At 54.7% G+C, this 21,400-nt stretch carries 21 protein-coding genes; 14 read left to right on the top strand and 7 right to left on the bottom strand.

The window, feature by feature from the left end:
* On the bottom strand, nt 1-772 hold a 772-nt coding region (locus ACRCJM_RS11670), incomplete at its 3' end, for an exodeoxyribonuclease III (RefSeq protein ID WP_431465041.1).
* 178 nt (nt 773-950) lie between these two features.
* Between ACRCJM_RS11670 and ACRCJM_RS11665 the strand changes: the two genes are divergently transcribed.
* The 4 genes from ACRCJM_RS11665 to ACRCJM_RS11650 are packed head-to-tail and all read left to right on the top strand — an operon-like array spanning nt 951 to nt 4,341.
* The gene (locus ACRCJM_RS11665; protein ID WP_431465040.1) at nt 951-2,081 is read left to right on the top strand and encodes an ABC transporter ATP-binding protein; all 1,131 of its coding nucleotides are present in this window, start codon (nt 951-953) and stop codon (nt 2,079-2,081) included.
* A complete protein-coding gene (locus ACRCJM_RS11660; protein WP_431465039.1) occupies nt 2,078-2,755 on the top strand; it encodes an ABC transporter permease in 678 nt (225 codons plus the stop codon). Before ACRCJM_RS11665 ends, ACRCJM_RS11660 begins: the two co-directional genes overlap by 4 nt.
* Nucleotides 2,752-3,408, top strand: a complete 657-nt coding sequence (locus ACRCJM_RS11655) for an ABC transporter permease (protein ID WP_431465038.1) — start codon at nt 2,752-2,754, stop codon at nt 3,406-3,408. The genes ACRCJM_RS11660 and ACRCJM_RS11655 overlap by 4 nt, the downstream gene beginning before the upstream one ends.
* Nucleotides 3,409-3,414: 6 nt before the next feature.
* Nucleotides 3,415-4,341, top strand: a complete 927-nt coding sequence (locus tag ACRCJM_RS11650) for an ABC transporter substrate-binding protein (RefSeq protein ID WP_431465037.1) — start codon at nt 3,415-3,417, stop codon at nt 4,339-4,341.
* 98 nt (nt 4,342-4,439) lie between these two features.
* Here the strand turns inward: ACRCJM_RS11650 and ACRCJM_RS11645 are convergent, their stop codons facing one another.
* Nucleotides 4,440-5,885 carry a glyceraldehyde-3-phosphate dehydrogenase gene (locus tag ACRCJM_RS11645; RefSeq protein ID WP_431465043.1) on the bottom strand — a complete coding sequence of 482 codons (1,446 nt, stop codon included), beginning with the start codon at nt 5,883-5,885 and terminating at the stop codon, nt 4,440-4,442.
* A 224-nt stretch (nt 5,886-6,109) separates the two neighbouring features.
* Here ACRCJM_RS11645 and ACRCJM_RS11640 point away from each other — a divergent pair, with 224 nt between their 5' ends.
* The 4 genes from ACRCJM_RS11640 (at nt 6,110) to ACRCJM_RS11625 (ending at nt 9,534) form a co-directional block, all read left to right on the top strand.
* A complete protein-coding gene (locus tag ACRCJM_RS11640) occupies nt 6,110-7,054 on the top strand; it encodes a carbohydrate kinase family protein (RefSeq protein ID WP_431465036.1) in 945 nt (314 codons plus the stop codon).
* 131 nt (nt 7,055-7,185) lie between these two features.
* The gene (locus ACRCJM_RS11635) at nt 7,186-7,710 is read left to right on the top strand and encodes a YbhB/YbcL family Raf kinase inhibitor-like protein (RefSeq protein WP_431465035.1); all 525 of its coding nucleotides are present in this window, start codon (nt 7,186-7,188) and stop codon (nt 7,708-7,710) included.
* 155 nt (nt 7,711-7,865) lie between these two features.
* Nucleotides 7,866-8,699: a Cof-type HAD-IIB family hydrolase gene (locus tag ACRCJM_RS11630; protein WP_431465034.1), complete on the top strand. Its 834-nt coding sequence runs from the start codon at nt 7,866-7,868 to the stop codon at nt 8,697-8,699.
* Between the two features lie 28 nt (nt 8,700-8,727).
* Complete coding sequence (locus ACRCJM_RS11625) at nt 8,728-9,534, top strand: glycerophosphodiester phosphodiesterase family protein (RefSeq protein WP_431465033.1); 807 nt, start codon at nt 8,728-8,730, stop codon at nt 9,532-9,534.
* Between the two features lie 77 nt (nt 9,535-9,611).
* Here ACRCJM_RS11625 and ACRCJM_RS11620 read toward each other — a convergent pair whose 3' ends face one another.
* Nucleotides 9,612-10,934 carry a uracil-xanthine permease family protein gene (locus tag ACRCJM_RS11620; protein ID WP_431465032.1) on the bottom strand — a complete coding sequence of 441 codons (1,323 nt, stop codon included), beginning with the start codon at nt 10,932-10,934 and terminating at the stop codon, nt 9,612-9,614.
* A gap of 571 nt (nt 10,935-11,505) precedes the next feature.
* Here ACRCJM_RS11620 and ACRCJM_RS11615 point away from each other — a divergent pair.
* Together ACRCJM_RS11615 and ACRCJM_RS11610 are read left to right on the top strand one after the other, a co-directional pair.
* Complete coding sequence (locus tag ACRCJM_RS11615; RefSeq protein WP_431465031.1) at nt 11,506-12,534, top strand: hypothetical protein; 1,029 nt, start codon at nt 11,506-11,508, stop codon at nt 12,532-12,534.
* A 365-nt stretch (nt 12,535-12,899) separates the two neighbouring features.
* Nucleotides 12,900-13,361 (top strand): hypothetical protein, encoded by a 462-nt coding sequence (locus ACRCJM_RS11610; protein ID WP_431465030.1) that lies wholly within the window; start codon nt 12,900-12,902, stop codon nt 13,359-13,361.
* A gap of 109 nt (nt 13,362-13,470) precedes the next feature.
* Here the strand turns inward: ACRCJM_RS11610 and ACRCJM_RS11605 are convergent, their stop codons facing one another.
* On the bottom strand, nt 13,471-14,244 hold the full coding sequence (locus ACRCJM_RS11605; protein ID WP_431465029.1) for a transposase family protein: 774 nt from the start codon (nt 14,242-14,244) through the stop codon (nt 13,471-13,473).
* A gap of 143 nt (nt 14,245-14,387) precedes the next feature.
* On the opposite strand from ACRCJM_RS11605, the gene ACRCJM_RS11600 reads away from it, so the two are divergent.
* From ACRCJM_RS11600 to ACRCJM_RS11585, 4 genes are all read left to right on the top strand, one after another.
* Complete coding sequence (locus ACRCJM_RS11600; protein ID WP_431465028.1) at nt 14,388-16,064, top strand: N-6 DNA methylase; 1,677 nt, start codon at nt 14,388-14,390, stop codon at nt 16,062-16,064.
* A gap of 2 nt (nt 16,065-16,066) precedes the next feature.
* Nucleotides 16,067-17,191: a restriction endonuclease subunit S gene (locus ACRCJM_RS11595; protein ID WP_431465027.1), complete on the top strand. Its 1,125-nt coding sequence runs from the start codon at nt 16,067-16,069 to the stop codon at nt 17,189-17,191.
* A gap of 2 nt (nt 17,192-17,193) precedes the next feature.
* Nucleotides 17,194-18,630, top strand: coding sequence for a hypothetical protein (locus tag ACRCJM_RS11590; protein ID WP_431465026.1), 1,437 nt, complete (start codon nt 17,194-17,196; stop codon nt 18,628-18,630).
* 67 nt (nt 18,631-18,697) lie between these two features.
* On the top strand, nt 18,698-19,645 hold the full coding sequence (locus ACRCJM_RS11585) for a hypothetical protein (protein WP_431465025.1): 948 nt from the start codon (nt 18,698-18,700) through the stop codon (nt 19,643-19,645).
* Nucleotides 19,646-20,187: 542 nt separating this feature from the next.
* Here ACRCJM_RS11585 and ACRCJM_RS11580 read toward each other — a convergent pair.
* Genes ACRCJM_RS11580 through ACRCJM_RS11570 form a run of 3 tightly spaced genes read right to left on the bottom strand, consistent with a single transcriptional unit; the run spans nt 20,188 to nt 21,388 of the window.
* The gene (locus ACRCJM_RS11580; RefSeq protein ID WP_431465024.1) at nt 20,188-20,832 is read right to left on the bottom strand and encodes a hypothetical protein; all 645 of its coding nucleotides are present in this window, start codon (nt 20,830-20,832) and stop codon (nt 20,188-20,190) included.
* Entirely contained in the window at nt 20,810-21,193 is a 384-nt protein-coding gene (locus ACRCJM_RS11575; RefSeq protein ID WP_431465023.1) for a hypothetical protein, read from the bottom strand. The genes ACRCJM_RS11580 and ACRCJM_RS11575 overlap by 23 nt, the downstream gene beginning before the upstream one ends.
* 33 nt (nt 21,194-21,226) lie before the next feature.
* Nucleotides 21,227-21,388 (bottom strand): DUF4411 family protein, encoded by a 162-nt coding sequence (locus ACRCJM_RS11570; RefSeq protein WP_431465042.1) that lies wholly within the window; start codon nt 21,386-21,388, stop codon nt 21,227-21,229.
* Nucleotides 21,389-21,400 lie beyond the last annotated feature (12 nt).

Below are 21,400 nucleotides of genomic sequence, written 5' to 3'. Positions count from 1 at the left end.
CTGAAGCGCCCTTGCCCTTACGTTCTTCGCGGTCAATTTCGGCGCCCACAACCCGCTGGGCCAGCACGGGGGAGTAGAGCTGAAAATCAATGCGCATCCCCTCGTTCTTGGGGAAACGTAGCTTGGTGTAGTCCCAGTAGGTGTAGGGCACGGTGGTATGCTCACGAGCCACATCAACCAGCCCCAAAGGCTCTTTAAGAAAAGCCCTAAAGGCCGCCCGCTCAGGCTCGGTCACGTGAGTCATCTGGTTTTCCCTAAAGAAGTCGATATCCCATACATCCTCATCGAGCGGGGCAATATTAAAGTCTCCCACCAGGGCGAACTGGGCTGCGGGGTCCTGCGCTAGCCAGCTGGCGGCGTCCTTGCGGAGCTCCTCAAGCCAGGCCAGCTTATAGGGCATATGTGGGTCATCGATACCGCGACCGTTGGGCACGTAGAGGCTCCAGACCCGAACCCCGCCGCAGGTGGCCCCGATTGCGCGGGCCTCAACGACGGCGTCCTCACCCGGCTTGCCAAAAGCCGGCTGGTTGGTGAAGGTGCGCTGAATGTCCTCAAGCCCCACCCGGGAGGCCAGCGCCACCCCGTTCCACTGTGACAGCCCAAAATGGGCCACCTCATAGCCCGAGTACTCAAAAATCTCGTAGGGGAAGGTCTCGTCGGTGGCCTTGGTTTCTTGGATAGCTAGGACGTCTACGTCGCTGCGCTCTAGCCAGTCTTCCACGCGGTCAGCGCGGGCACGGATAGAGTTCACGTTCCAGGTAGCAATTTTCATGTCACTAGCCTAGCAACCCACCTGCCCCCTTAAAAGTGCAGATGCCTGTCACTTTAAGCAGGGCATCTGCATTTATGACAGGGTACTTGCTGTTTAAGAACTGCCTGGAATAGGCTGGGATTCGTGGGCGTTAGGTTGCTGAAGCAAAACCCGCCCCACCTCAAACGAAAGAGCATGTATGGCAGCGGCCCCCGCTATTGAATTCCGGTCTGTCACCAAGAAATACGGTGACACGGTGGTAGTAGACAACCTTAACCTCAGTATTCCTCGGGGGAGCATCACGGTTTTTGTGGGCCCCTCGGGCTGCGGTAAAACGACCTCCCTGCGCATGATTAACCGCATGGTAGAACATACCGGCGGGGAGATTCTGGTGCGGGGAGAAGCCAACACTTCTCGACCAGCCCACGAGCTGCGCCGCTCTATGGGTTATGTGCTGCAGCAGGCGGGGCTCATGCCCCACCAGAGCGTGCTCGATAACATCACTACCGTGCCCCGTCTCAAAGGGGTGTCTAAGAAGCAGGCCCGTGCCGAGGCCCTAGAACTTCTCGATACCGTGGGCCTAGACCGCGCATCTGCCAGTAAGTACCCGGCCCAGCTATCGGGTGGTCAGGCCCAGCGGGTGGGTGTGGCACGAGCCTTGGCGGGGCAGTCGGATATTTTGCTCATGGACGAGCCCTTTAGCGCCATTGACCCCGTGGTGCGGGCTGACCTGCAACAGAGTCTTCTCGACCTGCAGCAGAAGCTCCAACGCACCATCGTCTTCGTTACCCACGATATCGATGAGGCTGTGCTCCTGGGGGACTACATCGCCGTCTTTGCCCCCGGCGGTACTATCGCCCAGTTCGGCACCCCCGAAGAGATTTTGCGGGCCCCGGCCTGTGATTATGTTGCTTCTTTTGTGGGGCGCGACCGGGGCATGCGCCGCCTGACCTTTGCCGGGGCGGGGAACGTGGCCGTCCGCCCCCTGCAGGCAGCTGAGGCCGAGGGCTGGCAGCTGAGACTAGCAGACGGACGCCCCGACGGCTGGGTCACCGGCGGCAGGCACCTGCCGGGCGGCTCCCTCTTCGTGCGGGGTGGAACCCTGCGTGATGCCCTGGATTCGGTGCTGTCGTCCCCCTCCGGCTGGGGTGTGGCGGTTGACGAGCAGGGGCTGGCCCTGGGCCTGCTGGAGGCCGATAACGTGCTTGAAGCAACCCGGCAGGAGCGCTACCTGCGCTACGGCCTAGAAGCTCCGTGGGCCCGTGCCGAGAGCGCCGACTCCGGCGAGAACCCTGCGGACGCGCCGTCCGACGGCGGGGCGTCCGTATGAACTGGTTTCTAGCCAACCTGCCCTATATCGGGCACCTCACCGCCCTGCATCTGGCGCAATCGGTCATACCTGTGCTGGTGGGCTTCGTCCTTGCCCTACCCCTGGCGCGCCTGGCCCTGGGGCGGCGGGCGGACGGGCGCTCCACCGAGGCCTATACCCGCACAGGACGGCTGCGTAAAGGGGCGGTAGTGAACGGGGCGTCCCTGCTCTACACCGTGCCCTCACTAGCGCTTTTCGTGCTCATGCCCCTGGTGCTGGGAACTTCTATTACTTCCCCGATCAACGTCTACGTGGCCCTGACCGTCTATGTGCTAGCCATGATGGTGCGTAGCGCTGTAGATGCCTTCGAATCGGTCTCACCCATCACCCTGGAGGCGGCCACCGCCGTAGGCTACACCCCGCTGCGCCGCTTCTGGCAGGTGGAACTGCCGCTCTCACTACCGGTGATGATTGCGGGCCTGCGCGTTGCTCTGGTCTCCAATATCTCCATGGTCTCGGTGGGTGCAGTGATCGGCATTCAGTCCCTCGGTACTCTCTTCACCGATGGGCTGCGCCGCGACCTGCCGGCTGAAATTATTACCGGAATCGTACTCACCCTCGTCCTTGCCCTCGCCCTTGACCGCCTCCTGGCCCTGACCGGCGCCTCGCTCACCCGCTGGAGGAACCCCTCATGATTTTTCAGGACGTCTGGGCCTGGTTCACCGCTCCCGGCGCCTGGGCGGGTACCGGCGGTATCTGGCAGCGTCTCGGCGAGCACCTGGCCTACTCCGGCCTGGTGCTGCTGATAGCGGCGGCTATCGCCCTGCCGCTGGGTGCCTGGGTCGGTCATACCGGTAAGGGGGAAAACCTGGTGGTTGCCCTGACCGGTGCCCTGCGAGCCCTCCCCACCCTGGGCCTGCTCACCCTCTTTGCCCTCTGGCTGGGCCTGGGTCTTACCGCCCCCGCTCTGGCTCTGGTGATTCTTGCCCTTGCTCCGCTTCTGGCGGGAACCTACGCCGGTATCACAGCTGTTGACCCGGTGACTAAGGACGCCGCCCGCGCCCAGGGCATGACAGGCTGGCAGGTGCTTACCCGGGTGGAAATCCCCGTAGCCCTGCCCCTGATTTTTGGTGGTATCCGTAATGCTGCCCTCCAGGTCATTGCCACGGTTACCGTGGTTGCCTACATCAACCTTGGGGGTCTGGGCCGCTACCTTATCGACGGGCTGGCTGTGCGCGACTACCCCCGCATGGTCGCAGCCGTCCTGCTGGTTGCCGCCCTGGCCCTTCTCGTCGATGCCCTCCTTGCCCTCGTTCAGCGGGCTCTCACCTACCCCGGACTAAGGTAAACACCCATGACTTCACCCCGCCTCACTCGCCGTTCCCTCTTCACCGGGGCAGGACTCGCCGCCGGGGCTCTCGGCCTTTCCGCCTGCGGTCTTGACGGCTCCACCGCCTTTGGCAGTGGAAGCGCCACCGGCACCATCACCGTGGGCTCGGCCGACTTCACCGAATCACAAATCATTGCTGAAATCTACGCTGCCGCCCTGCGCGCCCGCGGCCTAGACGCCACCACCAGCCCCGCCATCGGCGCCCGCGAAGCCTACCTCGGTGCCCTGCGCGAGGGCACAGTCTCGGTGGTGCCCGACTACTCCGGTAACCTGCTGCTCTATTTCGATGCAGAAACCGCAGCCGTCACTGCCCAAGAAATTGTGCAGGCGCTCCCGGCAGCCCTGCCCGACGAGCTAGGTGTTCTCGCGGCCTCGAGCGCTGAGAACAAGGACTCCCTAGTAGTTACCGCCGCTACAGCCGAAAAGCACGGTCTGACCAGCCTGGATGACCTGACCGCCCTGAGTAACCAGGTGAGCTTGGGTGCACTCCCGGAGTTCGCTGAGCGAGGCTACGGGCTACCCGGCCTGGAGCGCCTCTATAGCTTCACACCGGCCTCCTTCGAACCTATCAACGACGGCGGCGGCCCGCTTACCGTTGCTGCCCTGGCCGATGGCACCGTTGATATCGTGGATCTCTTCTCCACCGACCCCGCCATCACCGCCAACAACTTCGTGGTGCTTGAGGACCCTAAAAACATGATCCTGGCCCAGCAGGTGCTGCCCGTCATCAACACCCGCCAGGTGTCGGTGGCTGCGGCCCGCGTCCTCGATGAGGTATCGGCTCTGCTCACCACCGAGACCCTGATTGAACTGAACACGCGCGTCTCCGGCGCAGAAAAAGCAGCCCCCGCCACCGCGGCAGGGGACTGGGTGAGTGAGAACTTCGCGTAAGGCGGCAGCCTCCGCCCCAACCCCTAAAAAGTAGGTGCCCCCGGCATAACTAGCCGAGGGCACCTACTTTTGCGCGGGCGTCCGCGCCCTCAGGCCTCTTAGGCCGCTGCGGGGAAGCTCTGCAGCTTGCCGCCGATCATGGTCTCAAGCACACGAATTACCTGGCAGGAGTAGCCGAACTCGTTGTCGTACCAGACGTAGAGAATAGCGTTATCGTCACCGGAGGTGATGGTGGCCAGGCCGTCCACGACACCGGCGGCGCGGGAGCCAACGAAGTCGGTTGAAACGACCTCATGGGAGTCGGTGTAGTCAATCTGGCGGCGCAGGTTAGAGCGCAGGGAGCGCTCGCGCAGCAGGTTGTTGAGCTCTTCCTTGGAGCCGACGGGCTTCTCAAGCTGAAGGCTCAAAATAGCCATAGAGACATCGGGGGTGGGAACGCGGATAGCGTTACCGGTCAACTTGCCCTCCAGCTGGGGCAGAGCCTTAGACACTGCCTTGGCGGCGCCGGTTTCGGTAATGACCATGTTCAGGGCAGCGGAGCGGCCACGACGATCTCCTTTGTGGAAGTTATCAATCAGGTTCTGGTCATTGGTAAAGGAGTGGACGGTCTCAACGTGGCCGCGCTTGACCCCGAAGACCTCGTCCATGACGGCCAGTACGGGGGTAATGGCGTTGGTGGTGCAGGAGGCTGCTGACAGGACGGTATCGCTATCTTCGATGATGTCGTCGTTGACGCCGCAGACGATGTTCTTGACGCCCTTACCGGGAGCGGTGAGCAGGACGCGCGCAGCCCCCTTGGCCTGCAGGTGGCGGGAGAGGCCGTCCTTGTCACGCCAGCGGCCGGTGTTATCAACCACGATAGCCTTGTCGATGCCGTGGGCAGTGTAATCAACCTCAGCCGGGTCGGAAGCGTAAATGAACTTGATGGGGGTGCCGTTGGCGATGATGGTGGAGTTCTCTTCGTCCACGCGGATGGTGCCCTTGAAAGCGCCGTGAACCGAATCGCGGCGTAGCAGGGAGGCACGCTTGTAGAGGTCGTTATCAGTATTCTTACGAACAACAACCGCGCGGAGCTTGGGGCCGGGACCGGTGGAGCGCTCCAACAGGATACGAGCCAGCAGGCGGCCGATACGACCGAAGCCATAGAGCACGACGTCCTGGGAAGCAGCCTCAATCTGCCCCTTCTTACCGACCACGGGAGCCAGTTCTTCGCGCAGGAAGGCCTCAAGGTCGCTCGCGCCAGATGCCTCAAACTTGCGCTGCAGGCTAGCCAGACCCAGCGAGCAGGCACCCAGGTCGAGGGTGCTGACAATCTCAAGGATCTTCAGAGAATCGGCCGGGTTGAGCTCAACGTCATCAATCTGACGAGCAAAACGGTGAGCCTTCAAAATCTGAATAACAGACTTGTTGATCAGGCTGTGACCGTGAATAGAGACAACCACATTGTTCTCTCGGTTCAGCTTGCCAATCAGGGGAATCATAGCCTCGGCTTCAGCCTCAGAGGCAAGCCACTGCTCGTGAGCATTGTCGGCAGAAATAGTCATAGTGTTGACCTCTTCCTCGATGAGTAGCGTCATTGAACTCATCGGTTAGCAGCGCGGCGGTGCGCTGGTAGTTTGTGACTGGCGGCCCCCACCCCATGCTCTGTACGGGCAGGCAAGAGGCTGGTGGGCACTACAGACCTAAGCTTATAGTTTGTTGTCTCACATGTGGAGTTTGTGACGCGAAACTTCTCTGAGGCTAGGGCCACAACCGGTAAAATAAGGGCATGCTCACTGTCATAGGCGAAGCCCTCGTAGATGTTGTCCAGCGCCCCGGCGTAGAATCCCACGCCCACCCCGGCGGTTCCCCCATGAACGTTGCCGTTGGCGTTTCCCGTCTGGGCCACCAGGCCCAGTTTATTGGCCGCTACGGCAAGGATGCCTACGGTGAACTTATCGACGCCCACCTGCGCGCCTCGGGCGTCCTGCTGCCGGTAGGAGCGGACGCCAAGAAGACCTCGGTAGCCCAGGCCACCATCGGTGAAACCGGCGCTGCTGACTACGAGTTCGACATCGACTGGTCTCTCGATGCTGCCCAGTCTGCTCTTGAGGAGGTCGGCAAGACCGCCACCGCCGTACACGTGGGCTCTATCGGCGCTATGCTCGAACCCGGGGCTACCGCCGTCCTGGAAACCATCAAGCAGGCAGCACCCCACGCGCTGATCTCTTACGATCCCAACTGCCGCCCTTCTATTGTTCCCGATGCAGCAGAGGCCCGCACCTGGGCCGAGGGCATCGTGTGCCAGGCCGACGTAGTTAAGGCTTCTGACGAAGACCTGCTCTGGCTCTACCCGGGCCGTACTCTTGAAGAATCCGCTCAGGCCTGGCTTGACCTGGGGGCTTCCCTGGTGGTCGTAACCCGCGGTGAGATGGGCCCCTGGGCGATTACCCGCAAGACGTCACCCGACGGCATCGCCCTGCCCGCCTACCGGGTAGAGGTCGCCGACACCGTGGGTGCAGGTGATTCCCTCATGGCAGCTCTCATCGCTGCCCTCTTGGACCGCGGTATTGAAGGTAGGGGCGCCCGTGCAGCTATCGAGCTGCTGAGCAAGGACGACCTCAAGGAAATCCTGGCCTTCGCAGCAGTTGCCGCCGGTATCACCGTCTCCCGTGAGGGGGCGAACCCGCCCACCCGCGATGAGCTGAACGCCGTGCTCTACCCCGAGAGCTAGTTCTGCTTCTCCCCAAGGGGACCGCATAATACGCGGTCCTTTTTTGATTTTCAGGTCCCTTTTCGGCAGGGGTGATAGTTAGTAGACTGGGTAGTGCATGGTCACAGCCAATCAAGGAGGATGAAGCCCCCATGCTCAACCACGAACCCTACGCAGACCTGCCCGACCTACCCACCTTTACGCTGACGTCCGCTGATATCAGCGAAGGTGAGACCCTGCCCCGCGCCCAGGTTTCCGGCATCATGGGTGCAGGTGGTGAGGACGTCTCACCCCAGCTCTCCTGGAGCGGCTTCCCAGAAGAAACCAAGTCCTTTGTAGTCACCTGCTTCGACCCGGACGCACCCGCCCCCTCAGGTTTCTGGCACTGGACGGCCTCAAACATCCCCGCCTCAGTCACCGAACTTGCCACCGGTGCAGCCGAGAACCTACCCGAGGGAGCTCTGGGGCATCTCAATGACGGTGGCACCCGCGCCTTCATCGGCGCTGCCCCTCCCACAGGCCACGGCCCCCACCGCTACATCTTCTGTGTCACCGCCGTTGACGTGGAAAAACTCGACATCGACGAAAACGCCAGCCCCGCCGTGGTTAACTTCAACCTCTTCTTCCACGGCATCGCCCGGGCCTTCTTGACTGCCACCTATGAAGAAGAGAACTAGAGGGCTTGCCTAAAGATAGATGAAGCAGACTCACAGCGAAGCTGCTGGCTCGGTGGCTGGCGTGAATCGCTTGTGAGCGTCAGCGAACCAGTGAGAGGGTCGGCAGCAAGCGTGAGTCTGCGGAATCTTCCTAGCAAGCCTCTAGAATGTAAAGCATGATTAAACTGATTGCCAGCGACCTGGACGGCACCCTTATCGGCAGTGACTTCAGGTTCCGCCCCCGCACCCTGCAAGCCCTGCACGCGGCGGCGGATGCTGGCGTCCGTATTGTCTTTGTGACCGGCCGCCCGCTGCGCTGGATGGAACCCGTGCTAGCGCAACTGGGGCAGGAGTGGAACGGCGAGAATTCCTTTGCCTTCTGCTCAAACGGCGCGGTGACCTACGATATCGCCCGCTCGCAGGTGGTCGCCACCCGCACCATGAGCGGGAGCGAGGTACAGGCCCTGCACGCCGATCTAGAAGAGGCATTCCCCGGTGCTCTCTATATCGCTGAGACCCTGGAACACGTCTATGTGCAGGGCACCTATGAACCCCATGTTCAGGAAGACACGAGCAAGATGGTGGAGGGACCCCTGAGCCAGATTCTGGCGCCCCGTGCGGAGGTTGTGAAGTACCTGCTTTTCCAGGGAGGCGCTGTTCCGTCTGACCTGCTGGTACAGGTTCAAGAAGTGGTGGGGGAGCGGGCCTCTGTAACCAGGTCAGCCCCCTACCAGCCCCTGGTCGAGGTTGCCCAGCGGGGGTTGAATAAGGGGCGGGTGCTGGCAGATTTTGCCCAGTCCCTGGGCATTGCCCCCGATGAGGTGGCGGCTTTTGGTGATATGCCCAATGACTTTGAGATGCTGGACTGGGCTGGCCACGGCTATGTGATGGCCTCGGGCCTGCCGGAACTCAAAGACCGGGTGGGGCGTATCTGCCCGGGGTTTGAAGAGGACGGCGTTGCCCAGATTATCGAGCGCATGCTGACTGAACGCGAGGGTCGCCAGGCCTAAGTTACTGACCGGTAATATACTGGTTCTTATGCCTTCACACGCATTTTCATTGTCTTCACCTGCCCACACCCAGATTTATGCCCACCGGGGGCTGGCTGAGGGGCAGGCTGAAAACACCGAGGGTGCCTTCCGTAGCGCCCTGGCTGCCGGAGCGCACTGGCTCGAGACCGATGTGAATACCACCGCGGACGGCCAGGTTCTGGTCTTTCACGACCCCACCCTCAACCGGCTGGTGGGTCGCCCCGGCCGGGTAGCTGAGATGCCCTGGGAGCAGCTCCGTGAGCTGAACCTGGTGGGCGGTGGCCGGATTCCTCGCCTGCGCGACATGCTTGAGGCCTTCCCCGAGACCCGCTTCAACATTGACCTGAAGGACGCCGGTTCGGCGGCCGAGGTTGTGCGGGTGCTGGTAGCTGCCGGTGCAGTAGAACGGGTGCGACTGGCGTCCTTTTCCGAGCGCCGCCTGCGGCAGGCGCAACGGGCGGCCCAGAATCTAGGGGTACAGATTCCCCTGAGCGCCTCACAGCCCGCCTTTACTTTCTTTTATGTCTTGTCGCGCATACACCCTAGCCTATGGGGTGTTTTGAAGCCGCTAACTGGTAAGTTTATGCTGCCCTTTGATGCGGTGCAGGTCCCTGCCTATCACCGGGTGGCTGGCCGCCGCCTGCGTATTGTGGACCGTAAACTGCTGGCTGCTGCCCGCCGCGCGGGAGTGGAGGTGCACGTGTGGACGATAGACGATGAACGCACCATGCGGGAACTGATAGCCCTGGGGGTTGACGGAATCGTCACCAACCGCAGTGACCTGCTCGCAGGCGTCCTCGCCTCCTCCCGGTAGGTACCATTTAAACTAGAAAAACCCACGAACTAGGTGGGTTTTTCTAGTTTAAATGGTACCTACTGTCAGGTGAGGGGCTAGTGGACGTCGCCCTTAGCCTCGCTCGGAGTCAGCGGCTCGGGGTGAGCCTTGGAGGCCTTATTGAGCGCAGCCATCAGGTGGTAGACCACCAGGGTTGCGGCGGTGCCCAGAGCGATACCGGCGAACTGCAGGTCGCCGATATCCCAGGTGTAGTCAGCAATACCAACAATCAGGGCCACGGACGCGGCAGTCAGATTGACCTGGTTGGAGAAGTCCACGCGGTTCTCCACCCAAATGCGCACACCCAGCATGCCGATCATGCCGTAGAGCACGGTGGCAGCCCCACCCAGCACGCCGGCGGGAACAGAGGCCACCGCGGCACCGAAGACCGGGAAGATAGAGAGCAGGACGGCGAAAATCGCAGCGACCCAGTAGGCGGCGGTGGAGTAGACCTTGGTTGCTGCCATAACACCGATGTTTTCAGCGTAGGTGGTGGTACCTGAACCGCCACCGGCACCGGCCAAGGTGGTGGCCAGGCCGTCGGCCATGAGGGCACGGCCGGAGTACTTATCGAGGTTATCCCCGGTCATCAGGGCAACGGACTTTACGTGACCGATGTTCTCGGCAACCAGCACCAGAATGACGGGGATGAAGAGGCCAGCTAGGTTCCAGTGGAACTCGGGGTGCTGGAAGTGGGGTAGGCCGATCAGGCCCTGCTCAGCCCAGGTCTTTTCGATGGCGGCGAAATCGACCTCGCCGCGCACCACGGCGGTGATGTAGCCGATGATAACGCCCAGCAGGATCGACAGGCGGCCAATCATGCCCTTGAAGAGTACAGAAATCAGGATGATGGAGCACAGGGTCACCAGGGCGGTAACGGGCGCTTCCATGAAGTTATTCTTAGCGGACGGAGCCAGGTTGAAGCCAATGAGCGCCACGATGGAGCCCGTGACTACCGGGGGCATGAGCTTGGTTAGCCAGCCGGTGCCCGCGACCTGAACAACCAGACCAACAATAAAGAGGGAGACACCGGCCATGACGATACCGCCCAGGGCCCCGCCGGGGCCGTACTGGTTGGTGGCAGCTGCTAGGGGCGCGATGAAGGCGAAGGACGAGCCCAGGTAGGAGGGTACGCGTCCTGCCGTGATCAGCAGGAAGAGCATGGTGCCGATGCCCGAGAAGAAGAGGGTGGTCGCGGGCGGGAAGCCCGTCAGCAGAGGCACCAGGAAGGTCGCACCGAACATAGCAACCACGTGCTGGGCGCCGATACCGATGGTATGGCCCCAGGTGAGGCGTTCGAGGGGGCGGACGACCCCGCCCGGGGTGATGTTCTTGCCGTCGCCGTGCAGGGTCCAGGCGAAATGGGAGCGAGAGGTCACAGGGGTGTCCCAACCGTAGTGTAGTGAGTGTAAATCGTCCTTAGTTTACTCTACTTCCGGGGTTTAGGGGCGCAAGGATAGGAGTGAGCTTTAGGCGGTTGGGAATGTCTTTACGAGCTGATACAAGCTAATCTTTCAGGATCTCAGGTAGCATGCCGCGATTATCTTACAGTGATGCGACCGTTATTTAATGTGATAGGTGATTTAACCTCTAAAAATCAAGGAACTTATGGTCGCATCTTTTGCACTTATTTAAGTTTACGGTTTTGGTTATTTAAAAATTTTGCTTTTGGGGAGCGTAGGATGTTGGTATGACTTCCCCCTTAGATTCTCTGGATGCGCTTGGAGGGCTGGTGCTGAACTCGTCCCAGGCCGCGATGGTTGCCGGGGTGGAAAGGGCAGTTGTGCCTACTTGGGCTAAGAGACATGCGGACTTCCCCATAGCACAAAGGGGTGCCAAGACTCTGTACTCTGCGCTTGAGGTTGTGGAGTGGTGTACAAAGCGCTCTGTTCAAAAGCCGTTAGAACAGATGCTGACTGATGCTGCGGTGCTGGGGGTGCAAACGAATGCTTGGGTTTAGACAGCAAAGAGCAGGTGCTGGCCTTTATGGTTTTCAGTATTATCTATGAGCAGATTGAATACCTTACAGATGAGCGTCCAGCAGCCCTGCTACGTAGGTGCGCTACAAAATCCCAGCCTCTAGCAGAGCTGGTGAAACCTTACCTGCTCACGATGAATACCGGTATCTATGGGGTTTTGAATAGAGTGGGAGCCCTAGTCGCCCGGTACTCTGAAGAACCTCTGAGCTCTTTCCAACTGTTCCTAGCCGTGAGTGAGCGTGACTCTAATGAGTCTATGCAGGGACTCGTCGGGGAATTCCTCGCTGATCTGCTGGGGGAGTTTGGCACTGGGCTTCATTTCTATTTTCCCCAGTCTTCCAACGATGACATTTTAATTCAGTTGGCGCAGATGCTTGTAGCTAATGACCCTGATGGGTTGCAGAGTATTAGCTTTGCTGAAGGCATGAGAGAAAGCAATGAGCTTCTGCGCTTATTCCAAGTCTTTTTATCAGCTGATAGTCTCTATAGCCCTTACCGGGAGGGGCAGCTTGAAGAGGCCCATGACGCTTCTGCTATCGTCACCTATTTGCCTCTGGCCCGACGAGGTGCCTCCTACGAGCTTTACTGGAAAGCGCTGAGCCAGGTTGTAGACAGCTCACCTGAGGGCGTACCGATTGTCGTTTTGGGTAGGTCTGAGCTACTAACCAGCCCGGTACGTGATGGCAGCCAAGTTAGTAGCGCGCACATGGATATGTTGCGCTATGGCCACATGGTTGCTGTGGTAGATCTTGGTCCTGGAGTCTTGCGGTCTGAATCGAACGCTTCCCTGGCAGTGGCAATTTTCGAGAACCACAGAGTTGGCCCGGATAACCGACCTCTGGTGGCCGTGCTTAACCTTGGTGGTAGTTTGAGGCAGAAGGATGCCCACTGGCAGGCCATCATACACGATATAGGTGCTCTGGTGCAGGAGGACTGGTCTTCTGCCGTGCACAGTTCAGTTGGGGAACATGCGTTGGCCAGCGGACAATATGTGGTGTAGCGGGAAATTTCTGAGCATGGAGCACATAGCTATAAAAGCGCGGCGAAGGCAGTCAAGCCCGGACAACAGAGAGTGAGTGTTATTAACTTAAAAGTCAGGGAGATTCAGACAACTAACCTGCAGCCACTGAGTTTGGATTGGCGTGTAGCTGAGACCGCACAACAGAAGCATCTCACCATCGCAGAACTGATAAGACAGAGAGCCCTCAAGTGGGTTCCAGGCTATGCCCAGTCTAAGCTCCCTGCGGGTTTGGTAAGCGCTGTTGAAGCTAAGGATGGCGGCGCTTGGGTGCGTCTGTTAGATGAAGACAGCATGGCAAGGTTGGGCAGAGGAACCACTGTGCCCACTACTTTAGGGCACTAAAGGTGGCTGATCTGGCGCAACTTGGTAACTCAGCCGATCCGGCACTGCCGGGGGACATTGTGGTCTCTGAGGGTAGTGCAGAGACCTTCGTAGTGGGTGCTGAGCTCGGCCTGGTGCTGGTCCAAGCCCCACTTTTTATTCTGCGTAGCGCAGATGAGAAGCCCCAACAGGTTGCGCTTAGTAGCGAGGTCTTTGCACGGCTGGTGCGGGCTGGTTTGCAGGAACAGAAGCTGGCTGGTGCCCAGAAGGCTCTAGCGAAAGAAGTGAGAGTGCCACCTGTCGTGCTGAAAGCATTTACAGGTACTGCTACTGCTGAGAATAACTCCCTAGAAACGGAGCTGGCAAAGATCAAACACCAAAGGCAGGCGCTCGTTGCGCGTCTGACTGCCTTGGAAGAGCTGGAACATCAGACTCTTGCCGGTCTGTCAGAAGGAACTATTACCTTTCTTGAAAAAAGAATATAGGTATTCTGATACGGGGGCGTATCAGTAACTACTCTATCCTTACGAGCTTTTCCGTGAGAATCTTAATTCAGTTTAGTTCACCGGTCTGTACCGGTGCATAGAGGGTTATTCATAAGGTCCGACCGGCAGCCAGAAACAACAACCCCCGCACCACCGAAAACACCCGCTGATACAAGCTCAAAGGCCGCCTGAACCCCGAGTGCAACACCCGCCAGGTCTTTACCTGAGCAATCACCCGCTCCACCACCGACCGCAACCGGTTCAGCACTCGATTATTTCGTTTCTGCTCCTTAGTTAGCTTCACCCCAGGCTTGCGCTTGGCCGGTGTAGCCAGCCCCAAACCCACATAGCCCTTATCTGCCAAAGTTGAGGAATCGAGAAACTCATCTAGCCCGTGGGCTCTAAAAGCATGAGCATCATGCCTAGCACCAGGCAGCGGATCAGTAATAGCCAGGAGCCTGCCATCGAGGGTGCAGATCACCTGATGGTTAAATCCTGCTCGTTTGTACTTACCTGAGAAGTTTCTTTTACCTTGTGAGCGCCAGTTCCAGGTGGGAATAAGGGTTCCATCAATCACGAGAGAGCCGGGTGCTTTCAAGTTCCCCTCCAAGGTGGGAACGAGTGGGCTGAGGATTTTCTCTAGGGCCTTCTCGATGGTGCTGATAGTCCGTGAGATGGTGGGCTGTGAGACGTCGAAGAGGTGAGCGAGGGCTTCTTGGGTCAGATTGTGCCGGTAGCTGATGAGGGTGATTTTTAGGGCCTGGGCCAGGGTGAGTCTGCGGGGTTTTTCGGCGGGTTTGACCCAGGTGAGCTGGTTGTTCAGGGCTGTGAGTAGCGTGGCGAATTGCGTGGCGGTGAGGCCGGTTGTACGCTGGTGTAGCAACGGTTCTTCCGGTGTGGCTTGAGGTTATTTGTGATGATTTGACTCTCAATTTTTGCCGCCTGGTGGGGCCGTTGTCTAGTTGGTAGGGGTTCATGCTTTAACCCCCTTATGAATAAGCCTCATAGTGAAAAGAGGTTGAGTCAATGGTTGCTCGTAAGGCTACTAAGTCTGCTGCTATTACTCCCGCGGAGCTGCGAGATCTGATATGGAAGGCAGCTGATAAGCTGCGCGGTTCCATGAATTCGTCGGATTACATGAACTTTGTGCTGGGGCTTATCTTTCTGAAGTATCTCAGCGATAGTTTTGATGAGCGCGCTGAGGCTATTCGCGCCGAGATTGCTGAGGACGGTTTTGAAGGGCAGGAACTTGAGGAAGAGCTGGAAGCTTACCTGAGTGACCCGGACGAGTTCTACAGTGCCAGTGTTTATTTTGTACCAGAGAAGGCTCGCTGGGGTTTCATTGCTCAGCAGGCTAAGAGCGGCAGCGCGGGTGAACTGCTTGATGCTGCCATGCGCGAGATTATGGATGCCAACCCTCGCCTGAACGGTGCCTTGAGCGAGATCTATAACCGAGAGAACGTAGATCAGACCCGCTTGGTTGGCCTGATTGACCTCTTCTCTAACGCCGATTTCAAGGCAATGCGTGAGGATACCGGCCGCTCATCCCTAGATATTTTAGGTGAGGTCTACGAGTACTTCTTGGGCCAGTTCGCGGCTAAGCAGGGCCAGCGCGGCGGCGAGTTCTACACCCCGCGGTCGGTGGTGCGTACCCTGGTGGAGATTCTTAACCCGGTGGATGGCAAACTATATGATCCCTGCTGTGGTTCCGGCGGTATGTTCGTGCAGTCGGAGAAGTTCGTTGAGGCCCACGGTAAGCAATTTAAACAGGAGAAAGGCTATGAGCCTTCACTGACTGTGTATGGGCAGGAGTACAACGACCAAACCTGGAAGCTCGCACGTCTGAACCTGGCGATTCATGGCATCTTTGGGCACCTGGGCGACCGCTGGGGAGATACTTTTGCTGAGGACAGGCATGCTGGAGAGAACTTTGATTTTGTAATGGCTAACCCTCCCTTCAACCTGAAGGAGTGGAGCCGCCGCACCGATGATCCGCGCTGGAATTTTGGTGTGCCCCCGGAGCGTAACGCAAACTATGCCTGGTTACAGCATATTTGGAGCAAACTGAACGCTGGCGGTTCGGCTGCTGTGGTGTTGGCGAATGGGTCGATGACCTCTAATACCGGTGGTGAGGATGAGATCCGCCGGGCGATGGTTCAGGGCGATGCGGTGGCTGCCATGTTGGTGCTGCCTGCCAACCTATTTACTGGCACGGCGATTCCGGTGTGCGTGTGGGTGCTGGCTAAGGATAAGTCGGTGGGTAAGCGTGGCACTAGTGAGCGTAAGGGCGAGGTGCTCATGATTGACGCCCGCGGTTTGGGCCGCATGATTGACCGTAAGACGCGTGTGTTTGAAGACGAGGATATCCAGAAGATTGCTGGTGCCTGGCATCGTTGGCGCGGTACTGATTCGGAGCTGAATACCGAGGTTTACGAGGACGAGCTGGGTTTCTGCAAGTCGGTGACGATTGAGGACATTGAAAAGCAGGACTGGGCGCTCGCCCCGGGCAGGTATGTGGGTTCTGCTGCGGTGGAAGAAACTGGCGAGCCGGTGGACGTGCGTATCGCGCGCCTGCGGGCAACTCTGGCGGAGCAGTTCGCGGAGTCTGCGCGCCTGGCTGAGGTGGCGCAGAAGCACTTGGCTGCGCTAGAGCTACCGGATGTGCCTGCTGAGGACGCCGCTACTGAAAGAGAGAGTGTATAAGCATGGCGTTGCAACTGACTCAAGAGCAGAAGGCCGCCGGGTGGCAGATAAAACAAATTCGAGAGATTGCTACTGTAGTTACAGGTGGTACACCATCTAAAAATAATCCTGAGCACTGGGGTGACAATACTCCGTTTTTGACTCCAAGCGACCAAGTATTCGGTGTTCGACAAGCTATAACGTCAAGATTTCTATCGGTAGAAGGTAAGGAACCCTTCAGCCGGCGCATGGTAGATTCCGGTGCTGTTGCTATAACTTGCATCGGGGCCACTATCGGGAAAGCCTCGTACGTACAGGTTCCGACGGTTACTAATCAGCAAATTAATTCACTCGTTGCCGATGAAAAACAGGCGCATGGCCTATATCTCTACTACCTATTCACTACTTTGCCAGAAGAGCTATATGCCATTTCATCTGGTAGCGCTAAACCTATCGTTAGTAAATCAGTGTTGGAAAACTTTGAAGTAGCTATCCCCTCGTATGCTGAGCAGAAGGGGATTGCTGAGATTTTGGGATCGATGGATGACAAGATTGAGGCCAACTCCCGCCTCCTGAATTCATTATCTGAGCTTGGTAGCGCACTAATGAGAAGAGAAATCTCAGCGTCAATTACTACGGCACCGTTGTCTGAAATTGCAGAGATTACGATGGGTCAGTCTCCTGCCGGCGACTCTTTGAATGAGGAGGGTGAAGGCGCCATTTTCTATCAGGGCCGTTGTGACTTTGGTTTCCGTTACCCAACGCAACGTGTGTATACGACTGCTCCGACCCGCATAGTTGATGAAGGCGATATTCTTTTGAGTGTCCGCGCACCAGTCGGTGATTTGAACAGGACTGATAAAGCTTGTTGTGTGGGGCATGGTGTTGCTGCAATCCGGGCTAAAGATGGGAATACGAGCCAGCTCTTCTATTTGTTGAAGGAGAGTCCGCAACTCTGGGAGCCTTTCGAGGGAGAAGGCACAATCTTCAGCTCAATTAATCGCAAACAGCTGCATAAGCTGAGTGTCCCCCTGATCTCACAGAATGCTGAGTATGAAAATATAGAAGAAAATATCAAAAGCTTGACTATAGAGAACAAAATTCTTGCTGACACCCGCGACTTCCTCATCCGCCACCTGATTGGATAAGCATGGCTGAGTTATTATCCACAGTTATTATTTCCATTTTTGTATTATTAGTAATTTACTATGCAGGGATGGTATTTCTGTTAGCGCCACAGTACTTAACGATTAATTGTGTTAAGGATTCAGTAGATAAAATTATTTTTGATAGATTCAACCAAAGGTATAGAAATGAAGAAAAGGACTTAAATATACCAGCGGGAAGTTTCTGCAAACTGGTTGAACTTTCGTCAGGAGTCCCAGAAGGGTATCTGTCCCATAAAAGGGTTATCTGTAGTTGCAGAAAAGGTGCCATTGAAGAGGGTTTGCAAAATAACAAATTGCAAATAAAAGCTAAGGAAGTTTGTGAAGCAACCCTTGGTGAGAAATCTTTATTCAAGGGAGATTTTTTGGATAGAGACTTAAAGTACGTCAGGAGGGTGGTTCTATTACTCAGGTTCAAGTTGCTATTTTGGGGTATTTCCTTCTTTATAAAAGATGTATTTCTTAGAGTTTTGGATGTATGGGGAAGATATGTTACTTTGGCGGCAGTTATTTCTGTAGTAGCAAGCTTTTTCCAATGGGTCTCTTCTGGGACTGGGGGGAAAAGTATTGATCAGCTTGTGGGAGGTACAATTGAGAACCTTTCTGTAGGAGCACTTGTATCGTTAATGGTAGCTACTGTTCTCGAAACGCTAAAGATTATCGCCTCATTTGAACAACATAAATGGCTTATCGGGTTTTCGTTTCTAATTATAGTCATTATATTATCAATAGCAGTTGATAATGATTTATTTGGTTATGTGTATAATTTTTTAACTACTTCACTTGAAGGGCTAGGTATTTTAAAGGGCTCACTCATTTTCATCATTATTTTTATTGAAATTGTTTTAATTTGCTCTATATTTCGGATGCGACTTTTTAAGTTATATTCTGTCGGGCGGTTCTACGAGCTTATCTGTCTAGCTGTGCTTGTCGTATTATCGCCAGTTTGGGTAGAGCCCTTTTTTGCAGAATTTGATATGCAAGAAGGGTGTCTTGGGGTGCTAGCAGTCTTTTCTATTGCAGAATCTCTAAATAGATTTCTTTGTTACCTAGAAAATATTAAGTTTATCAATCATTATAAGAGTTCTGAGATAAACGGTGGACAGCCTATTCCTGGGCGTCTAGAAAGTTTTATAATCTTTATTCTATCTCTCGTGAACATGCTGATTTTGTTGGTTCTTGTTGGTGTGGTGTATCTTGGTAGAGAAATTTCTTCGTGGCTATTTATTGTGCCAATTCTATTGTCTTGCGGTGTATGGCTATATGTAAAATTGATGTCTAAAACAACAGTCATGGATAGTGTCAAAAATATTGGTATCCCGGTCGAGGAGCAATCACTTAAAAATTATGAAAATTTTAGAACTATTCTAGTGGAAAAATATTTTCAATCTTCTTTAAGAGGTGGTGTCGTTTCATGGTAGGCGAATGTCGATAATCAAATTTTATTAAAAATTAATATATCAATAAAGAAAATTGAGGGAAATTTGTATGATCAACTCTAGTGGGATTATCGATAGTTTACCAGGTAACGTCTTGGCGAATATCATAGCTACGGCTATTACGGCAGGATTAGCCTTAATATTTGGTCTACGTGGCAAGGAAAATAATGCGCCCGATAATATTATAAGATCTGAAGGTCAACGCATCCATATTGGTTCTAACAATGGTTCATTTGTTAATAATATGGTTACTAATAGTGTAAGTTCAAAAACTATCAACAACTATGGCAGTCAGAGAAACAATAGTACTTCAGATGATGAGTCGGTTTTGTTTGGTTTTATAGCTATCTTTGGATTAGGTTCTCTCCTCGTGGTTTCCAAATTAGTTGTGCCTATTATCGCCCCCTTACCTCTTTATTCCGGTGGAGTAACAGCTCTAGTGGCTTCCCTTTTTCTCTATAGAAGGCGTTCTCACTACACCAGTGAGGCTCTGAAAAAGGCAGTGTTAGGAATCCTTGGGTTGTTAGTTAGCAGTATTCTGGCTTATTGTGCTATGTTTCAGGCTCAGGACTTAGAAAACCCCTATTCTTTATTGTCAATATCAGAGAGGTCTATGGAAGGGTCTGGTAGTGAAAAAATCTTGACGGATGCTATCCCACGTTTCTTATATTTAGCAAGTAATAATAATCAAAAATATCTATACGCTTTTATGCTGTCTCTATTTGCAATTTTTATTAGTTGGCTTGTCTGTATTTACTATCTTAAAATAGTCTTGGGCTCTCTACTCTTTCCTGCAAGTAGTAATGGTAGAGTTTTTAACCAGACTTTGAGTTCTTTCAATGCAAGCTTCATAGAAAGTCGCCGCCGAATTATGTTGTCTTTGCTTCTACTTGCGTGCATCATGTTTTACTTAACGGCACCCGGTAGTTTTGAGCAACTTGCGGACTGGGCACATAACTTATTCGATTGGCTGGGTGATTGTCTCAAGAACTTGTAGGTAACTTGTTGATCCAGATAGGTTATCCGTGACGTTGACAGGAGTTAAACGAGCTTGTAGGCCCTGATTATGTATGTTTCTCTCCAGAATCACCTGCACCGTCGATCTTATAAAGTTTCAAATACATAAAACTATCGGAATAAATTGATAAAATTGCCTAATAGAACTTTTTTACAGGATCCGGCTTCCTCGCTGTGAATTTATATTTACTATGAGAGTTTTATCCTTAATTTCCAATTTCTTTGCGAGCCAGCATCTGCTAACCAGAAGTCCTTGAGTGGTTCGATCAAGGGCCTCTGTCTCGTCTGGTAGCGGATTATCTGCGTGTTTGCAGCCCTTATAAACACGATTAAATTCAATTGCCCAGGACTGGGCATTTTCATCGTTCGAGATGTTGAGTCTCTCCCATGGTAGATTTTTTGCCGCCTTTTCAAAGTAATCAGAGGCTTTCTATTGCAACTTGGCTTTTGGCAGCCTGATCTGCTTCCTCGGCACCAGCCCTTACCGTAAGACTCTGCGTACCCATTATGTTCTTCGTAGAGCTAGACTCCATATCTGAGTGCTTCTAACGCTGAGCCGATAAGTAGTATTTTACTCTCAGTAGCTAAATAAGGTTGGAAGATGCTCTCAACCGCAATCCAAGTGGGGCGAGACCATTTATCAAAGTTCTCAATCCAATTTTCCATATCGGCAGGGTTAGTATCAGAAAGTCTGAAGAGAGGTTCGTAATCTTTGATTTCTTTCCGGGGTCCAGCATGCTGCGAACGTCCAAAACTTCTTTCGAAATACTCATGCCAGTAGTATCTGTCGCTAGTTTCTTGAGTAGATTCGGGGAGGCGCGGTTGGTTATCTATTCTTAGAATCTCTTTTAGTCGTATAGAACATGGATACCCATATGCAAGGCATACAAGACCTTGAATCATTTGATGAATTTGCTGGTGTTCCTCCCAAGGATTCAAGTCAGCGGTCTGGCTCCGCAATGTAGCGACATTATGAATAGCGTAAGAAGTGTTATAGGGGGTCCCTGCAGGAAGTATAAAGGCCGCATTAGCCTGAACGTTAAAAGAAGATCCCAAAAGAACTGGCTGCTGAACCTCAGCCTTCAACATAACTTTTGGCGGTTCACCCTGACCATCACCAAATATCAGGTTTGTAAAAAATAGACTACTGTTCAGCCCACCGGTCAAACCCTTCCAGCTCAGAGATCATGCCGTGTATCTGACTGTGGTCGATATCTTCTGATGTGCAGACTGCTCTACCGACAATGAAGATTTTAGCCCTTATGCCGGAGAATATCTCAGATTTCTGCCTAGACACACACAACTTTGAGAGGTTCACCTTAACTTCAGTGCTCGAAAATAAGATAGAACCTGGAACTGATTCCTTCTCCTCAGTTAATAAATCTAAGGGATTTTTGCTCAACAATAAGAGCGTTAGCTCCATCTTGCCATTGCGGACCTCAAGGTTAGCTGGTACTTCTTTGTCGTCACCAAAACCAACTGCAAAGCCCATCGCTTTAAAGCCATCTACAAGTTTTCTATTGCTCACAGCTTTATCCCTCTGCTCTGTACAGGCTACCCATCAAATCCTTGCGTGCAGAGCGCGTATCATCTGGAACGTGTCCGCATACCTGACTCCGAAAGCATCACAAACGTTAGGAATCAGAACCCGCTTCTTAGCTCCAGGGCTCGGCTGCTCATGTGTCAACACGGTGTGGTCATGAGCAACCGCAAAAGCAACCAAATAAAAATCAGC

The organism is Rothia sp. L_38, assembly GCF_050689125.1.
Classification (GTDB): domain Bacteria; phylum Actinomycetota; class Actinomycetes; order Actinomycetales; family Micrococcaceae; genus Rothia.
Note: the sequence above shows the minus strand (reverse complement) of the source record. Positions and strands in the feature narration are given on the sequence as shown.

Bases quoted from the DNA above. Each gene is read 5' to 3' on its own strand.
- ACRCJM_RS11600 (WP_431465028.1), top strand. From the start codon at position 14,388: ATGGTTGCTCGTAAGGCTACTAAGTCTGCTGCTATTACTCCCGCGGAG.
- ACRCJM_RS11665 (WP_431465040.1), top strand. From the start codon at position 951: ATGGCAGCGGCCCCCGCTATTGAATTCCGGTCTGTCACCAAGAAATAC.
- ACRCJM_RS11635 (WP_431465035.1), top strand. From the start codon at position 7,186: ATGCTCAACCACGAACCCTACGCAGACCTGCCCGACCTACCCACCTTT.
- ACRCJM_RS11645 (WP_431465043.1), bottom strand. From the start codon at position 5,885: ATGACTATTTCTGCCGACAATGCTCACGAGCAGTGGCTTGCCTCTGAG.
- ACRCJM_RS11650 (WP_431465037.1), top strand. From the start codon at position 3,415: ATGACTTCACCCCGCCTCACTCGCCGTTCCCTCTTCACCGGGGCAGGA.
- ACRCJM_RS11585 (WP_431465025.1), top strand. From the start codon at position 18,698: ATGATCAACTCTAGTGGGATTATCGATAGTTTACCAGGTAACGTCTTG.
- ACRCJM_RS11630 (WP_431465034.1), top strand. From the start codon at position 7,866: ATGATTAAACTGATTGCCAGCGACCTGGACGGCACCCTTATCGGCAGT.
- ACRCJM_RS11640 (WP_431465036.1), top strand. From the start codon at position 6,110: ATGCTCACTGTCATAGGCGAAGCCCTCGTAGATGTTGTCCAGCGCCCC.
- ACRCJM_RS11625 (WP_431465033.1), top strand. From the start codon at position 8,728: ATGCCTTCACACGCATTTTCATTGTCTTCACCTGCCCACACCCAGATT.
- ACRCJM_RS11590 (WP_431465026.1), top strand. From the start codon at position 17,194: ATGGCTGAGTTATTATCCACAGTTATTATTTCCATTTTTGTATTATTA.
- ACRCJM_RS11595 (WP_431465027.1), top strand. From the start codon at position 16,067: ATGGCGTTGCAACTGACTCAAGAGCAGAAGGCCGCCGGGTGGCAGATA.
- ACRCJM_RS11655 (WP_431465038.1), top strand. From the start codon at position 2,752: ATGATTTTTCAGGACGTCTGGGCCTGGTTCACCGCTCCCGGCGCCTGG.
- ACRCJM_RS11660 (WP_431465039.1), top strand. From the start codon at position 2,078: ATGAACTGGTTTCTAGCCAACCTGCCCTATATCGGGCACCTCACCGCC.